This window comes from Streptomyces sp. NPDC037054, assembly GCF_055606745.1.
On the sequence record NZ_JBVJSJ010000021.1, the window covers coordinates 42647 to 58683 of the forward strand.

The following is a 16037-nucleotide window of genomic DNA, read 5'->3' on the forward strand; positions in this document are numbered from 1 at the left end:
ACACACACATAATGATGGCGAACGGCCCTGATCAGGTGGTGAGCACCCTGGACGTCTTCGGCGGTCCCGACGTCGAGTCCGACGATCCCTTGGCGGACGTGGTGGCTGCGGTGGTCGACGGCCGTGACACGGTGACTCACTGGTCTCATGGTGCAGCGAAGCTGCTGGGCCGGTCGGCCGACGAGGTCTGCGGGCAATCCCTCAGGCACCTGTTCGCTGCCGGTGGCGCACCTGCTGACGTCGCTCGGACCGGCGGGCCGACGCTTCTGCGGCACGCCCACGGACACAGCGTCGCCGTTCGCTGTCGTCTGCTGCCGTTCCAGGACTCTCCGTACCGCCTGCTCCTCGCCGTGCCCGCTGGCCGAGCCGACGAGTGTGAGCAGGGCGCTGCGCTGCTCCGGGCCCTGCTCGCTCAGAGCGAGATCGGTGTGACTGTGCGAGACGTGAACCTGTCGCTCCTGCGGACGAATCTCACGTCGCCTGACCAGCTGGCGATGCCTCCAGGCAGCAAGCTGTCCGACGTGATGGCCGCACCGGACGCCGCGTCCGCGGAGGCACGGCTGCGCGCAGTGCTGGAGACCGGTGTGCCCCAGGTGGCCGAAGAGCAGCACGTCCGCTCCCTGTCCGATCCGTCACGCGAGTGGTCGATCTCGGTGTCTGCCGTCCGGACCACGGACCGAAGTGGACGTCCGTCCGGGGTCACGGCGTTGCTGACCGACGCGACGGCCCAGTGGCTGGCCGCCCGCAGGCTCAAGTTGCGTCACCGGGCGGCTGTGGCCGTCGGTCACTCCCTGGACCCGCAGCGCATCGCCCAGGACGTGGCCGATGTCCTGGTGCCTGACTTCGGGGACCTGGTGTCCGTCGATCTCGCCGAAGCCGTTCTGGCGGGCGACGAACCGCCCTTGGTATTCGGAGGGGGAAATCTGCACCTGCGACGCGTCGCGGTAAAGGCGGCCGACGTCTGGCCTTCCGCTGTACTGCAGCCGGGTATGGCCATACCACCGTTTCCTGACCTGCCTGGTGTACGGCTACTTCAAGAAGGACGGACTGTCTTCGTCGACCGGGCAAGACTCGAAAAGGGATTCGACCCAGATTTGGCGAAGCTGATCATTCCGGACAGCGCTCACCACTTCGCCGCCGCGCCGCTGTTCGCGCGCGGACTCGTGCTCGGCGCCATCGTCGTCTGGCGGACCCGTCGTGAGGACCCCTTCGGGCAGCAGGACGCCGATGTGCTGACCGAGATCGCGGTACAGGCCGCGCTCGGCGTCGACAATGCGCGCCGTTACACCCGGGAGCATCGTGCCGCTGTAGCACTGCAACGACGATTGCTGCCGGCCGCGAGTACGCGCACAGCGGCGGTGCTGACAGCGAGCAGGTATCTGCCTGCCGCCGGTGGCGCCGAGATCGGCGGCGACTGGTTCGACGCCATCCCGCTCCCCTCGCTGCGAGTCGTGATGGTCGTCGGGGACGTGGTCGGACACGGTCTCCACGCCGCGGCGACCATGGGGCGGCTACGCACCGCGGTCCAGACGCTGGCCGACCTCGAACTCCCCCCGGACGAACTGCTCGCCCGCCTCGATGACCTGGTGAACCGGCTGGCTGCCGAGGCAGCTCCGGCGCACCGTGACACCATTGGCGCTACATGCCTGGTCGCGCTCTACGATCCGGTCACTGAGGAGTGCACGATCGCCAGCGCGGGGCATCCACCGCCCCTTGTGACCCAGCCGGACGGCACCACTCAGCCGGTTCGGATAGACCCGGGGCCGCCACTCGGCGTCGGCGGGCTGCCATTCGAGACCACCACTATCCGCCTTGTGGCGGGCAGTTGGCTCGCCCTCTACACGGACGGCCTGCTCGATCCGTCGGCCCACGACATTGACGCCGCCGTACGCGGGCTCGGCGACCGCATCGCCCACCAGCACAGCTCTGGCCGCTCCCTGGAAGAGGCCATCCGCACTCTGACTGCTGATCACGCCGACCTGCAGGCAACCGACGACACTGCTCTACTGCTGGCCCACATCCGCCCCCTGCCCGACCACGCCATAGCCGAGTGGCTGTTTCCCGCCGAACCCGCCGCAGTTGCCGACGCACGAGCCGCGGCCCTCGCAAAGCTGGCAGAGTGGGAGCTGACGGACATCGACTTCGCCGTCGAACTGATCGTCAGCGAACTGGTCACCAATGCCATCCGGCACGCGGGCGGGCCGATCGGTCTTCGACTCATCCGCCATACCGTGCTGGTGTGCGAGGTCAGCGATCCAAGCAACACTCAGCCCCGGCTGCGTCGCGCGTCAACCGGCGACGAGGGCGGCCGCGGGCTGTTCCTCGTCGCCCAGTTGAGCAGCCGCTGGGGGAGCAGATACGGACGGTCGGGGAAGACCATCTGGGCCGAACTGAAGGTGCCCGAGTAAGTCGTGCCGCGGTTCCCGTGACGTTCCGGCAGGGGAATTACGCGAACGTCCACAACGAGAGGCTAGTCTTCTTCGTGGCTGTCCGAGGTAGCACTGAAGCCGTGGTCCTGTAGTACCGGGAACGTCCGCACTGCGCCGGCTAGCCATGCGTCGATCTCTTCGTGGACGACCTGATTGCGCTGATCAGTTCCATCACGACATCCAACTCCTACTGGCCGACATTCAGCCGCAGTTCTGCAACCGATACCTCCTGGTACGGCATGCTCAGCTGCCACCAGAAGCTCATGAGGTATCGACACTCCTGCGGCTCGCGATCATCCGTGCGATCTCTCGGGTTGGTGTCGGTGGTGGTGAGAGTCGGTCGCGCTGGTCCAGGGGTTGGTGTTACGGGGCTGGTCAGTGGGTGTTTTTGGGTGGGTGGGCTGCTGTCATGAGGTGAGAGATTGATGGGTGGGATCGCTGTCGTGGGGCTTTATCGCATGGCAGCTGATGCTGTCTCAGGTTTGAGAGTTCTTATGCGGTGAGATGGGCGGGGCCGGTGTGATCGTGGGGTGGATCAAGAGGTAGGGGCCGGTCGTGGGCCTGTGCTGCCCCGGGGGTTGGTGGTGCGTCGTTTGCTGGAGCGGCAGCAGGCGGGGGAGCTGGCCACGCGGCATGTGCGTGCGGTCGCTGAGACGGTGGGTGTCTCGGAGCGTACGGTGTGGCGCTGGCTGGAGCAGGCCAAGACGACCGGGCAGGTAGAGGCGCCGGTCCGGCAGGGGTATGCGGTGTCGGACGAGGTGTGGGCGCTGCTGGGCGAGGTCGGAGGGAATGTCGCTGAGCTGAGGCGCCGGCTGGCCGCGGCTGGCGGGGCGTCGGTGCCGTCGGCGTCGACACTGCACCGGGTGATCCGCCGGGACCGCCGGGCGGGCCGGGCGTTGATGGTCGAGCGGGAGCCTGAGGTGGCCGGGCCGCGTAGGCCCGATCCGCTCAGCGAGCTCGGTCTGAACGTCGTGGCCGGCCAAGGTACAGGCGGGCAGGTTTTTCTGCGCGAGCAGAAGCATCTGGCGCAGGTCCCGGTCCTGGTGCCGGGCGCGCAGGTGGTGCACACGCCTGCTGTGCGGTCGGTGCTGCGGACGGTCGCGCACGCGGCCGCGGTGGGGGCGGTGGTGTGTCTGTACGGCGACGCCGGCCATGGCAAGACGGTCGCGCTGCAGTACGCCCTGTCCCAGCTGCCGCACCCCGCCCGGGTCCGTCGGGTCCACGTCGGTGTGCACCCGACGGTTCCCGAACTGCGCCGGGTGCTCGCGGACGCCCTCGAGCTGGGCAGGCGTCTGCCGCGCGGGGCGGGGGAGGCCGACCTGACGCTGGTGAACGCGCTCCGACAGCCCCGTGTGCTGGTACTGGACGAGGCACAGCGCCTTCCGGGGCCGGCGCTGGAGTTTCTACGCGGGCTGTGGGACCACCCGGACACGGACACGGCCCTCGTGCTGGCGGGCGCGGGCAGCGAACGGGCGCTGCGCCGCGTGCCTGCGCTGGCCTCTCGGGTGCTGACCTGGGAGTTGGTGCCGCGCCTCATCCCGCGCGAGGTGGCAACCGTCATGGCTGCCTTCCACCCCCTTTGGGAGGACGTCAGCGAGGACGACGTCGCGTGGGTGGACGAGCATGTGGGACACGGCAATTTCCGGACCTGGGCGAAGCTCACCTCGCACCTGACCGCCGAGACGTACGGCAAGAGCCGGCCGGTGGTGGACCGCCGGATGCTGGAGCGGGCCTGTGCAGGGCTCATGGGGCCGCTGTGACCGGCGCGGCAGGGCCGACAGAGGGCGCTTCCCGCTCCGGCGTGCACGGGGACGGCCCGGACGCGCGGGGAGGTCTGCCTTCTTCCTCCCTGCCGGCGCTGCGCGGCCCTGCCGTGCGCAGGCTGCTGGCCCTGCGGCAGGAACAGAAGCTGACGACCCGGCATGTACGGCTGATGGCTCAGTCGTTGGAGGTGACCGAGCGCACGGTGTGGCGGTGGCTGGCCGCTGCCGAGCGTGACGAGTCCGCGGCCGCGGAGCCCGGGGCGCGGGCCCAGACCCGGGACCGCTTCACTGTCACCCCGGAAGTACGCCGCCTGCTCGCGTTGTGGAAGGGCAACGTCGCGGCGGTGCATCGTGAGCTGACGGCCCGCGCTGCCCGCCAGTCCCCTCCGGCGGCTCCGCCGCCGTCGCTGCCCACCTTGCACCGCGCGATCCAGCGGGATCTGACGCCGGGGGAGCGGGCCGGGCTCGCGGGAGGAGAGCGCGCGGCGCGCAAGCATGATGTGTTCCTGGCCCGGCCGCGCCCCTGGCGGAACAAGGTGTGGGAGACCGACCACGTACAGGCCCCGGTGCTGGTCGATGTCGACGGCAAGCCCCGCAGGCCGTGGATCACCTGGTTCACCGACTGCGCCACCAACGCGATCACCGGCGTCGCGGTCACGCCCGGGCATCCGTCGCGGGAGTCGGTGCTGGCCGCGCTGCGCTCCGCGGTCCTGCGTGAGGACCCCTACGGCCCGTTCGGCGGGCTGCCCGAGAAAGTGCGGGTGGACCGCGGCAAAGACTTCCTGTCGAGGACGGTGACCGCCGCGTTCGATCTCCTCGACGTCACGGTGGAGGACCTGCCCGCCTACACCCCTCACCTCAAGGGCACGGTGGAGGGCCTGAACCGTGCGGTGGAGAGCATGTTCCTGGCCGCGCTGCCCGGCTACGCCCGCCAGCCGCGCCCCGGCAAACGCTCCTCCCGTCCGAAGGACGAAGTGCTGCTGGGCTTCGAGGACTTCACCACCCAGCTTCTGGCCTGGACGCTCTGGTGGAACACTGAGCACCGCCCGGCGCCGTTGCGGGGCAAGAGCCCGCTTGAGGCGTGGCAGGACGATCCCACCCCGCTGCGGGACGTGCCGGCTGCGGATCTGTGGACGTTCACCCTGGAGGACGCCGGCACCCGCACGCTGACTACCCGCGGCATCCGCTTCCGCAGACGCGACTACGTGGGGCCGTGGATGACCGGCCAGGCCGGGATCCAGGTCCGTATCCGCTTCATGCCCCACCACGACCACCGCATCGAGGTCTACGACGCCGCCACCGGCCGCTACCTCGGTCCTGCGGACCTGGCTGACCAGGCAACCGAAGAACAGCTCCGCGCCGTACGGCGGGCACGGTCTGCCCGTGCCCGCCGTCTGAAGAAGGATCTCGAAGCTTCCCAGCGGGAGCGCTACGCCGCCGCCACCCAGGCCGAGGCACCTCAGCGGATCGGCGCGCTGACCACCGCGCAGGCCGAGGCCGAACTCGCCCAGAATGCCGACTCCGACCTCGCGCAGCTCGCGATGCCAGACCTCATCCCGCACGCCGCGCCCCCGGCCGACTGGCGCACTCCGGCTTCCCTGGCCGCGCTGACCACGCCAGGCCCGCCCGTCCGGTACCCGTATGGACGTGACGGTGCTTCCGCCCCGGACGGCCGCGATGGGCGGGCCGCACCTCCCACCACCACCGATGAAGACGGAGACACCTCGTGACCGCGGCCACCTACCAGTACGTCGACCTGCCCGACGCATCCGTGGTCACCACCCGCGCCCTGCTCACCGCCCGGGAGAACATCACCGACACCGTCGCCGCCCGCGCCATGATGTGCATCCACGGCGGCGCCGGCTTCGGCAAGACCCTCGCCGTCAACACCTGCCTGCGCGCACTCGAACCGCACGAGGACGTCCGCAAGATCACCTTCCGCGCCCGGCCCACCGCCCGCGCGGTGCGCTACGAACTGTTCACCGCCCTCGACCTGGCCGGCGAGCCACCGCGCCACCCCAGCGAATTCGACCGCCTGCTGAAAACGGCCCTGGCCGAACGCCCCCGTACCTTCCTCGTCGACGAAGCCCAGTGGCTCAACGGGGAGGCGTTCGAATACTTCCGCTACCTCTGGGACGAACCCTCAACCCAGCTCGCCATCATTTTCGTCGGCGGCGCGGGCTGCCACACCGTGCTGCGCCGCGAACCGATGCTGTCCTCCCGTGTCTTCATCTGGCAGCAGTTCACCCGCCTCACACCCGACGAGGTCCTCGAGGTGATCCCGCTGTTCCACCCGGTCTGGGCTGACGCTGACCCCGAGGACATCACCTTCGCCGACCAGCATGCCGCGCACGGCAACTTCCGCGCCTGGGCCCAGCTGACCGCCCACACCCGCACCGCACTGGCCCGTACGGGACGTGCCCGCGTCGACCAGGAGCTGCTGCGCTGGGCCTTCAGCCGCCTCGCCTGACCACACCGTCCATGCCTCCTGCCCCGCCGCTGCCGTCCGTCACCGTGGTACTCGACCGTCACGACGACGTGCTGCACACGCACACCGCTCTGGCCGCCCACCATCCGCCGTCCGGCCGGATCACCCTGCACCCCGGCCCGGGCACCACCAGCGAAACCAGCCTCGCCCACGACCTTCTCGCCGCCCTGGGCAAACCGCCCCTGCTCCCGGGCCGCTTTCCCGGCGGCCGCCAGCCCGCCTGGGAAGCCGCCACTGCCTGGCTGACCGCCCTGGCCGTCACCAGGCTGACCGTCCTGCGCGCTCACCGCCTCACCGCCCGCCGCACGATGCGCCTCCTGCAGCTACAGGCCCGCACCGGTATCCACCTGACCCTGGTCTGCCACCGCCCTCACCTCCCCGCCGCTCTGCACCAGGCCCTGCGGACGGCCGACTGCTCCGTCACCGCCGACATCGAGGCTGCCCGCCGCCACTACTACGGCACGCCTACCGCCGAACCCCCGCCCCCAGACGAGCCCGCCGCGCCGGCCAGCCGGTGGCTCACCCTGCCGGCACTGGAACGCCTTGTCTCCTACGACAGCCCCCGCCCCTGCGCCGCCCCGTGCATGCCACCGCCGATCGTCTGGCGGCACCGCCCACCGCCCGTGCCTCTCACCGCGCACACCGCCCAGCGTGTCGCCCACCGGCTGCACGCGGCGACCGCACATCCTCGCCTGGCTGCGGCCGTCGTCGCCGCGCTGTTCACAGGCGCCTCCCTCCAGCAACTCGCCACCGCACGTCCCCGCGACTACGACACGGCCGCGGCCACGCTTGCCCTGCACGACCGCGCCCGCTACACCGACGGCTGCGCCGCCTATCCCGTACCGCCCTGGGCGGGCATTTTCCTGCGGGCCGCAGCCCGCTTTACCCGGCTCGTAGCCGGCGAAGACCAGGAGCTGCTCGCCGCGCCAGGTGACCGCGCACACCTGCTGCGCGTGGCGGAGAGGGCTAGGTTGCGCCCGCCTCAGCCGCCCGCAGCCCGCCGCAAAAGCCCGGTCGGCCGGGTGGAGTGGGACTGGCGCGAGCAGCAGGAAGCTGAGAGGTATGAAGCGATTCCGGCCAGACGCGCCGGGTCCTCGCGACCCTGAACCCCCTGACGCGGTCGCTCGAAGAGGCAGGCTCACCCGATCGAAAATTCAGCGAACTCGATGTCGCTGAAGGCGATGTGTAGACCGTGTGCGCGGCGGCCCCACTCGCGGAAGTAGGCGTGTCCCAGCGCGCGGGCCAAGATCACCGTCTGCTGCTGTTCGCCCGCGCCGGCGTCCCGAGCGGCGAACAGTTCACGGGCCACCTCTCCTGGCAAATACTGAGTGATCCACCGCACCCGCGGATCGTCCGACGAGCCTGCAGGCGCCGCGAACCCGAACCGCGCCCTGGTGTGGATGACGAATCCGTCCTCTTCGGCCATGGCCCGCTGGCGCGCGCGGACCCGGGGCTGCCAGCGCGCCCTGACGACCTCATCGATCCTCTTCGTGTGCGCTGCGCTGGGACGCCGCCGCATTTCCGGCCGATCAGTGACCCATCGCTGCACGGTGCGCTGTGAAACGCACACAAGACGCGCCACGTGCTTCGTAGAGCCCTTCTCCGCTCTCATCAAAAAGCGCAATGCCGAGGCGCCTGTAGGCACCGGGCGCGTCATCAGCGCTCGCTCAATGCCATCACCTATCTTCCCCACGTACACTCCCCAGCACTCGGCCACCCTGGCGGTCACACTTTTAACGCCCGTCTGCGCTGCCATTCGCTGGGCCCAATGAACAAAATGCGTCATCCGCACGAGACCACAGAGGGTTCTGAGCTGCAGAGCCCACGGCGAACGCCCGAGCTATGGCCAGGTCTATGCCTCGGTGATCCAGTCCGTAGGGATCAGGGCTTTGCCTTGGCGCCAGTTTTCGATTACGGCGTCGCGGAACCAATCGTCTCGTAGGTTCACGTGATCGCACACGATGATCTGCAGTCCCTGGCCGTTGCGGTTGACGACGTCTCGCATGAGGGAGAAGTAGCTGCGTACTGCTTCCCAGCCGGCGTCGGTGAGGGCGCCTACGTCATGGACTTCTTCGGGGAAGAAGGCCTGGGTGGGCTGGTCGAACATGATGAAGTGCGGGACGGGCCGCTGGTGTTTGAGCAGGTAGGTGTGCAGGGCCAGGTGCGCGACGAGGTGGTACCCGATCCAGTTCTTCGCGCTGCCGATGCGGGTGAGGGGGATACGGCTGGTTTCCGTGCGCAGGACGACGTTGAGGAGGGAGAGGCTGATGCGTACTTCTTCAGCCTCGTCTGCATGCTCGAGATCCAGCTCGCGGGCCCAGTCCGTCATGTCCAGCGCGATACGGCTGAGGCGGCTTTCCGTTTCGGCCCTCACATCGTCGGCATCGACCAGTTCCTGCAGTTCTGCGATCCGCTCCTGCATACGAGCCGCCTGGCGGCGCAGCGATCCAGATTCGTCTGCCGACTGCGACGTAGTTCGTTGCAGTTCCTGGAGAATGCGCCCTTGCACGTGAGCCTGCCGCGCGTGCTGGTCATTGATCTCCTGGAGACGGCGGTTACTGGCCTGCAGGGCCTGGAGCGCTGAGGCATTGGCCTGGAGGCGCCTGCGGACGTCTGCGATCTGCTCGTTGAGTTCCTGACGGTGACGGGTCCGCGATGGTTGAAGTGCTTCTGCGTCGGTCAGCTCGGACTGGAGACGGCGCGTGAGGTCGTTGAGCTGCTCGATGTCGGGGTCGGGCTCCTCCAAGGCCTGATTACACAGGGGACAGACCTCGGGCGCCCCTGCGTCTTCGGGACTGAGGAGCTGCAGAGACGTAAGGCGGCCGAGCTGGGTGTGGAGCTCACCAGTGAACGCCTGACTCTCCTGCTGCCACGAGTCGAGAAGGGCCCCGGCCTCGTTGAGATCGTGAAGTTGTTCCCTCAGCGCCTGTCGCTCCGCAGCCAGGCGATCTTGCATCCCGTCTTCGCCGAACACCGGAGGCGCCGATGGATCAACAACTGTGTCCGCCGCCTCGCGCAGCAGGACACTCAGTTCGGCTGCCGATGCGCGCTCTGGCACAGCCTGGACCATGCCTGCCTCCTGGGCGAGGCGGGCCAGGCCGTGCAGGGCGGCGTTCGTGGATTCGTTGTCCCGCTGGCTCTCATCAATCTGTCGCTGGACGCGCCGCAGGGCCCGGGTGGCCTCCGCAAGCTGTCGTTGGCGTGCGGCCTGTTCCGGTCCGGCCGCACCGAGGAAGTACGGCAGCGTGTCCTTCATCATCTGCGCCATGCCGGGCTCGGACTGGCGATGGAACAGCAGCTGCTGGTTGGCGATCTCGGTCTGCTTTTGCAGGCACATGTAAACGGCCTGGGCAATAGAGACATTGAACGCGTAGCGTTCGGCGCCCGCCGGAGGTTCGAAGCGGAAGTCGTCGATGCCCAGGCGAGCGCTGAGCTCTGCGCGGAGCGCGTCCGTGTCGGCATTCGCTCTCATACGGTCGCCTGCCGGCAGCTCGAGCGTGTGGTCGCCGATGATCAGCATGGCTTTGTTGGTGGAGGCTCCCGCTGGGCGGGGCCGGCCCAGGAGCAGGCGCGTCGAACCGATCTGTACGAGCAGCGCGTACCAGCCCACCGTCTGAGTGATCACGCCCTCTGGCAGCGAAATGTGCTGCCGTCCCAAGCAGTACTCGATGATGTCGAGGACTGCCGATTTTCCGGTCTCGGACTCTCCGGTGAGGATGTTCAAGGCACCGGGTTTGAAGGTAATGGTGCGCGGTGCTTGCCTGCCATCACGGTGATACAGGGCCAGAGCGAGCAGATGCATGCTGAGGTGGCTTCCTTGGAGAGCTAGGGGCGGACCCCGAGCAGGGCGAATGCGGTAGCAGGCGATGTCGCTGCAAGCCAGCGGCCAACGAGGGCCGCAGCGCGTGTGCAGTCGACGAGCTCCGCTCCATGACTGTTCGCGTTGGGACGCCTGGGCTGTCTGGTCACTGCGAGGCCGCTGGAATGCACCGTCAACACGTTGTGCCGGACGCCGAACCGCTGGGACGCGCGGGTGTAATGCGTTAGCGAGGCGGCGCGGTGCGGGTATGACGCGCGCTGGATCGGATTATCAGCCAGCCAGCTGGCCAGCGGCGTGCGGACATCTCTCGGGAGCGCGGCGCGGGAGTCCGGCGGCAGCACCAGGGGAAGGACCAGGAAGCTGCTCGGCAAGGGGAGAGGCAGACTGGGGCCCGCTGCCATGTGGGCCGCTGCACAGTGCGCCAGCACATACGCCCCGAAGGCGGGATTGAACAGGGCTGCAGCTTCGGGGAGTTGACGCGCGGGAGCCGACATGGCTATTCCTCCCCGTCAGCAGTATCAGACGACTGGGACAGCAGGTTCTCGAAGTCGGGATGCCAGCCCACCGGCTCGTCGTCCTGCGTAGCCAGATCGGCCAAAGCGTGAAGCGTGCCGCGGGCGACCCACCGCTTCTCCACCTGCGGACGCAGCCGCAGTGTTTCTACAGCAGCCATGGCCTTGTCCAGAATGTCCACACCGGCCTTGACCGCATCGTCCCCGTACTCGCCAGCGTCAAAAGCGTCGGCGAGTTTGGAGAACACCTGCTCCCATTCACGCCGGAGATCTGACTCGAACTGGTCGAGTTCGCTCTGGGCGACGTAGTGACGGTGGAGCCAGCGAGATCGATGGGTCCATGCGTGGTGATACTCGCCGAGATGGAATCGGATGCTTCGGCGTCCCAGTTTCAGGAGCTGGAGCTGGGCAACGAAGACGCGGTCCTTGTACCGGGCCACCTCTTCCTCGGTGAGCCTTTCCAGCCGGTCGCTGATGGGCAACGAGGTCTGCGCGTACTTGCTCATCACGTAGTCGATCTTCGTGCGCAGTTCCTCGGCGGAAACAGTCTCCCTCCGGCTGGGGTTGGAGCGGTCGAGCATCTCCTTGGAGACCCCCCACCACCAGCCCTTCAGCTCCTCCAGGATCTCTTGGCTCTGGCCCTGATCCGTCTTCCATACGCCGATCACTTCACGGAGCTTAGAGTCCACCTCTGACACTCGAGGCGCAAGATCGTCCACGACGATCTGGCCCACCAGAGCCTCCCGGACCACCGGAGTACACCGGAGGAAACGCTCCCGCCAAGGGCGTGTCGTCTTCGGACCCTCGTCATTACCGGCTAGCTCCTCAAGAGCTGCTAGAGCTGCGGCTACATCGCGCGTCTGCGGATCGGCGCGCAGCTTCTCCAGGAGGCTCCCGGCAGAAACCTGCTGCGTGGTGACCAAGCGGAGCAGCGGCAGTGGCGCGTCCCCGAGGATCTCTAAGGCATCGCACCAGGAATTGATAGAACGCCACAGATCAGCACTGGTGGGGCCGATCTCTCCCTGACCGCCATGATGCTTGGACTGCACAAGCTCGACAGGAACTGACCCGTGCAGCAGGTCAATGTCGTCCAGCATCTCCATGCGTAGCGTGGCCTCTGCGTCCTTGAACCACCGCTGCGCCAGCTCTACCAACGCCCACTCGCACTGGTAGAGGTAGCCCAGCATCTGGCCAGCCGCTGAGTGGGGCATCTTCTCTGTCACGATGCGCGTCACTCTAGAGACAGCCTGCAACTGGATCAATACACACTCATAAGATCGCACATCGGTGCGAATCTCCGCTGACTCCGATTCCTATGCGCGACATCTATGCCCATTCCACACCCAGCTCCCGTAGGGCGTCGAGCTGTTCCTGGGCGAGCTTGCCCCGTCTCGCGCGGGTGTTCGATACCCATACGCCCAGCTTGACGGTCACCGGCTGCGCCTCGCCGTCGACCGTGATCTCCTCGGCGTGGCCGCGAGGCACCGGCCGGTCCGCGCCTTCCCGCTCCACCCACTGCGCGAGGGCTGCCAGGCCCCGCTGGAACGCCTGCTGCGCCTTGCTCGGGCCCTTCGTGGCACGCCTTCCCGCCGGGGCGGGAGACGGCGCCTCGAGCGGTTTGATGCCGAGCGTGGTCAGCCGTTCCTGCTGTTCGGGCAGGAGCCGCGCCCAGACGGCCGGCTGCTTCTGCTGTTGGAGCCACTTGCCGATGTCGTCGCCGTCCATGAGTACGCCGGGTGCGATGTCGGGCAGGCTGCCGTCGGCGTCGACCAGGTCCGCCAGGACGCGGTAGTGGCGTTGCCAGTCCAGTGGCCAGGGGCAGTTCCAGTCCGGGTCGATCGCGGTGAGCTGCGCCGCACGCTGCTCCGCCCGCTTCGGGTCCTTGCCCAGGCCGTTCTTCGCGCCCTTCCGCCGCAGGTTGGCCATGTGCTGCCCGATCGGCACGGGAACGCCGTCGGCGGGGTCGGTCCACACGGCGTCCTGACGGGGGGCGAGATGCCCGGTGGCCCGCCGGTAGGACCGGAGCGTGGCGAGCTTGGCTTCCCAGGCTTCCTCGCCGGGCTCCCACACCATCCCGGCCTCGGGCGCGTCGAGCAGCTCCTTGCGGTGCGGATCGAGTTCGCCGGCGCGCAGCGTCTTGCGCTGCTGGTGCACCCACCGCCCCAGCGGGAAGTCCTTGGTGATGCCGACCTCGACCTCGGTGTCGTACGGGACGGCGTACAGGCCGGTGATCTCGTTCTCCCTGCGCCAGCGCAGCAGCGCCTCGTATCCCTCCAGCCAGGCCAGGGACTCCGGCCGGTAGACCCGGGTGCGCAGGAATGCGGCGATCGTGGCGGCGTCGCGCGGGCTGGAGAAGTGCAGCAGCGCGGACTCGGCAGCGCCGTCGGTGTCGTCTTGGTCCTCGCCGTCCCCTTCGCCGTCGGCCCCGACGATCCGCCCGTCCTCGTCGCGCCGGACGTGGAGCTTGCGCTTGCCGTGGGTGAGGGCGCGGGATGCGAGCTGTTCGACCAGGCGCTCATCGTGCGAGCGCAGGCCTTGGAGGACGGCTACGAGGGGGCGGAACGAGGCGCTGGCGACCATGTCCTGCGGGTCCTCGCCGGGCTGGAGGAAGACCGGCACGATGATCCGTGCGACCTTGGTGGAGCCGTCGCGGTTGAGCCTGAGCGCGCGGCCGATGTTCTGCACGATCTCCACCTGCGAGCCGCGGGTGTCCGCGAAGCAGATCGCCTCCACGCCCCGCTCGCCGGTGATGTCCACGCCCTCCCCGAGCACCCGCACGGAGGCGAGGAACGCCCGGTGCACGCGCCGGTTGTTCGCGTCGATGCCGTTGGCGAACTGCCGCAGGACCTCGCGCCGCTCGCTGACGAGGTGGTCGCCGCACAGCCACGCCGCCCACACCCGGTCCGGGGGTACGTGGCGGCCGGCCTCCAGCTCGTAGAACTCCGCGTCGATGGAGGACTTCGGCAGGGCCTCCGCCTTCGCCAGGTCCTCGTCGGTGACGTCGTTGACGTACAGCTCGGCCACCGTCTTGGGCAGCTTCTCCGCGAACGCGGCGGCCTCCTCTACCCGCTGGTGGAACGTCATCACGGTGCGCAGGTTCCACTTCGCGGCGTGCTCCAGGAGCGCCGTCTGCAGCAGAGCCATGCGCCGTCCCCGCAGCGCCTCGTCCGACTCCCCGTAGACGGGGGAGGGGTCGCGGATCTCCAGCACGTCGATCTCGAACCCGGCGAGGATGCCCCGCTCGATCGCCTCCGAGAGCCCGAGCTCGGCCAGCCACGGCCCGTACGTCTCGGAGTCCTGGCCCATCGACGCCAGCACCAGCTCCTGGCCGCCCGCGGCCCTTCGCGGCTGGGGAGCTGCCAGGATGCGCGGGGTCGCGGTGAGGTAGAGGCGGAAGTTGGCGGGGATCCGCTGGTTGTCGTGGATAGCGGCCCACGGCCGACCAAGATCACCTGCGGTTCCGTGGGCCTCGTCCACGATCGCGAGGTCGAAGCCCGCCATCTGCTGCCCGTAGAGCCGCTCCCCGCCTGCCAGAGCGGCCTCCAGCGGCCCGCGAACCTTCCGCTGGCCCTCGGGTGCATCGATGTCCTCACGGTCCACCAGGGAGGCGTACGTGGCGAACACGACCACGGGCCCCGAACCTGCCCATAGGGCGAGCTGGATCGGGTTGGTGGTGGTGCGCACGTCCAGCTCGTTCAGGACCGGGTCGTTCTCCAGCGAGCACACCGCCACCATCGGGGATCGGTGGCCCACCAGGCGCCACGCCTGGGCGGTCTGCACGAGCAGGTCCAGGGTCGGCACCGTGACGAGGATCCGGCCGCCCGGGAAGCACTCCAGCGCGCACGCGGCCGCAGTGATCGTCTTGCCCGAACCGGTCGCTGACACGATCGTGCCCCGAGCACCCTCCGGGGGCACAGATGATCTTGCAGGGAATCCCACCCATTTACGGAAAGCCGCCTTCTGGTCAACCTGGTGTTCCTTGAGCTGAATACCCGGCATTTCGAAATCCTCCCCTGACTCGTTTCCTGACCGCTTCGGAAAATCACCGGGACGGCATGAAGGGCGGGACTGACACCGTACCGTCCTCGCCCACCACGACCCGCTCGGCGAGCGGCGCCAGGACCTGGGCGGGCATGAGCCCGCCCCGATCGGCCGCCGCCCGGATCAGCCGGCTAGACGCGGCAGACAGCCACAGCTCCGCCCGCAGCTCATCCGCCTCCTCCCGCCGCCGCGCCTCGAAGGCGGCCTTGCCGCGAGAGCGCCGTCACGCCGTTCTGTGCGCTCCCGAGCCCACGTGGAGCCTTGGGTGTCCCGCTCCGGCTCGTACGCGCCCCAACCGGCCTGAGCCATCAAGTCCCTGACACGCTGCCACTCCACATGCTTTGCTTCCCAGATGGCAGCCAGCCGTTCCAGGTCCGTCTCGAACTCGGAGAGGGACCCGCCTCGCCTCAACTGCTCCGCTGTCTCACGCTCGCGAGTAGCGGCCTCCGCGACCTTCTCCGTAACGGCGGCCATATCGAGACCGTGTGCCTGGCGCCTAACCTGTTCCCGCGCCACATCCTGAGCACTCCACATGCGGTTTCCCTTTTCCTCTCACTGACCTCGGCCCGGTCCGGGCGGTTATGGGGTGTGTCGTGTTTCCGCCAACGGTACATGCTGCATCAACTTGAGGCACCCGCTACACTGAAACCCGACACGAACGAGCGACCCCCTCCCTCGTAGCCAGCCCGGCTCGCGACAGCGGGCCTCAACGGTTCTGGAGGCGCAGCCGGAAGGACCGTGAGGCGGGGGAGCGCAGCGGACCCGCCGGCCATGCTGGAGCGAAGCGAAAGCCTGGTAGCGGGACGAAGTCCCGCCGGTCCGGGAGCGCAGCGGACGGACAGTCACCCCTCCTGCGCAGCAGGAGGGGTGAGCGGGTGGCGCAGTCACCCGCTAGCGCTCCCGCGGAGCGGGAGCGCAACACCCGTGCGCAGCACGGGTGTTCGCTTGCACATCGCGCAGCGATGTGGTACCCGCTCCGCGGGG

Annotated in this window: 10 protein-coding genes; 5 read left to right on the forward strand and 5 right to left on the reverse strand. The window is 68.6% G+C overall.

Features of this window, described 5'->3' with window-relative positions; all coding sequences use genetic code 11:
* Nucleotides 1-14: 14 nt before the first annotated feature.
* The 5 genes from ACZ7D7_RS33260 (at nt 15) to ACZ7D7_RS33280 (ending at nt 7786) form a co-directional block, all read left to right on the forward strand.
* Nucleotides 15-2408 carry a SpoIIE family protein phosphatase gene (locus tag ACZ7D7_RS33260; protein ID WP_470829235.1) on the forward strand — a complete coding sequence of 798 codons (2394 nt, stop codon included), beginning with the start codon at nt 15-17 and terminating at the stop codon, nt 2406-2408.
* Between the two features lie 614 nt (nt 2409-3022).
* On the forward strand, nt 3023-4189 hold the full coding sequence (locus ACZ7D7_RS33265; protein ID WP_470829225.1) for an AAA family ATPase: 1167 nt from the start codon (nt 3023-3025) through the stop codon (nt 4187-4189).
* 113 nt (nt 4190-4302) lie between these two features.
* Nucleotides 4303-5922: a transposase gene (locus tag ACZ7D7_RS33270; RefSeq protein WP_470829237.1), complete on the forward strand. Its 1620-nt coding sequence runs from the start codon at nt 4303-4305 to the stop codon at nt 5920-5922.
* Entirely contained in the window at nt 5919-6662 is a 744-nt protein-coding gene (locus ACZ7D7_RS33275) for an AAA family ATPase (RefSeq protein ID WP_454367949.1), read from the forward strand. The genes ACZ7D7_RS33270 and ACZ7D7_RS33275 overlap by 4 nt, the downstream gene beginning before the upstream one ends.
* A gap of 11 nt (nt 6663-6673) precedes the next feature.
* Nucleotides 6674-7786 carry a hypothetical protein gene (locus ACZ7D7_RS33280; RefSeq protein WP_470829226.1) on the forward strand — a complete coding sequence of 371 codons (1113 nt, stop codon included), beginning with the start codon at nt 6674-6676 and terminating at the stop codon, nt 7784-7786.
* 32 nt (nt 7787-7818) lie between these two features.
* On the opposite strand, the gene tpg is transcribed toward ACZ7D7_RS33280, so the two are convergent.
* The 5 genes from tpg to ACZ7D7_RS33305 form a co-directional block, all read right to left on the reverse strand.
* Nucleotides 7819-8409: a telomere-protecting terminal protein Tpg gene (gene tpg, locus ACZ7D7_RS33285; protein ID WP_470829238.1), complete on the reverse strand. Its 591-nt coding sequence runs from the start codon at nt 8407-8409 to the stop codon at nt 7819-7821.
* Nucleotides 8410-8532: 123 nt separating this feature from the next.
* On the reverse strand, nt 8533-10482 hold the full coding sequence (locus ACZ7D7_RS33290; protein WP_470829228.1) for a DUF3732 domain-containing protein: 1950 nt from the start codon (nt 10480-10482) through the stop codon (nt 8533-8535).
* A 23-nt stretch (nt 10483-10505) separates the two neighbouring features.
* Complete coding sequence (locus tag ACZ7D7_RS33295) at nt 10506-10994, reverse strand: three component ABC system middle component (RefSeq protein WP_365724124.1); 489 nt, start codon at nt 10992-10994, stop codon at nt 10506-10508.
* A gap of 2 nt (nt 10995-10996) precedes the next feature.
* Entirely contained in the window at nt 10997-12235 is a 1239-nt protein-coding gene (locus ACZ7D7_RS33300; protein WP_470829229.1) for an ABC-three component system protein, read from the reverse strand.
* A gap of 103 nt (nt 12236-12338) precedes the next feature.
* On the reverse strand, nt 12339-15011 hold the full coding sequence (locus ACZ7D7_RS33305; RefSeq protein WP_470829231.1) for a helicase associated domain-containing protein: 2673 nt from the start codon (nt 15009-15011) through the stop codon (nt 12339-12341).
* Nucleotides 15012-16037: the final 1026 nt, after the last annotated feature.

Excerpts from the sequence above, each read along its gene's own strand:
- ACZ7D7_RS33305 (WP_470829231.1), bottom strand. The coding sequence starts at position 15,011 with ATGCCGGGTATTCAGCTCAAGGAACACCAGGTTGACCAGAAGGCGGCT.
- ACZ7D7_RS33290 (WP_470829228.1), bottom strand. The coding sequence starts at position 10,482 with ATGCATCTGCTCGCTCTGGCCCTGTATCACCGTGATGGCAGGCAAGCA.
- ACZ7D7_RS33280 (WP_470829226.1), top strand. The coding sequence starts at position 6,674 with ATGCCTCCTGCCCCGCCGCTGCCGTCCGTCACCGTGGTACTCGACCGT.
- ACZ7D7_RS33260 (WP_470829235.1), top strand. The coding sequence starts at position 15 with ATGGCGAACGGCCCTGATCAGGTGGTGAGCACCCTGGACGTCTTCGGC.
- ACZ7D7_RS33295 (WP_365724124.1), bottom strand. The coding sequence starts at position 10,994 with ATGTCGGCTCCCGCGCGTCAACTCCCCGAAGCTGCAGCCCTGTTCAAT.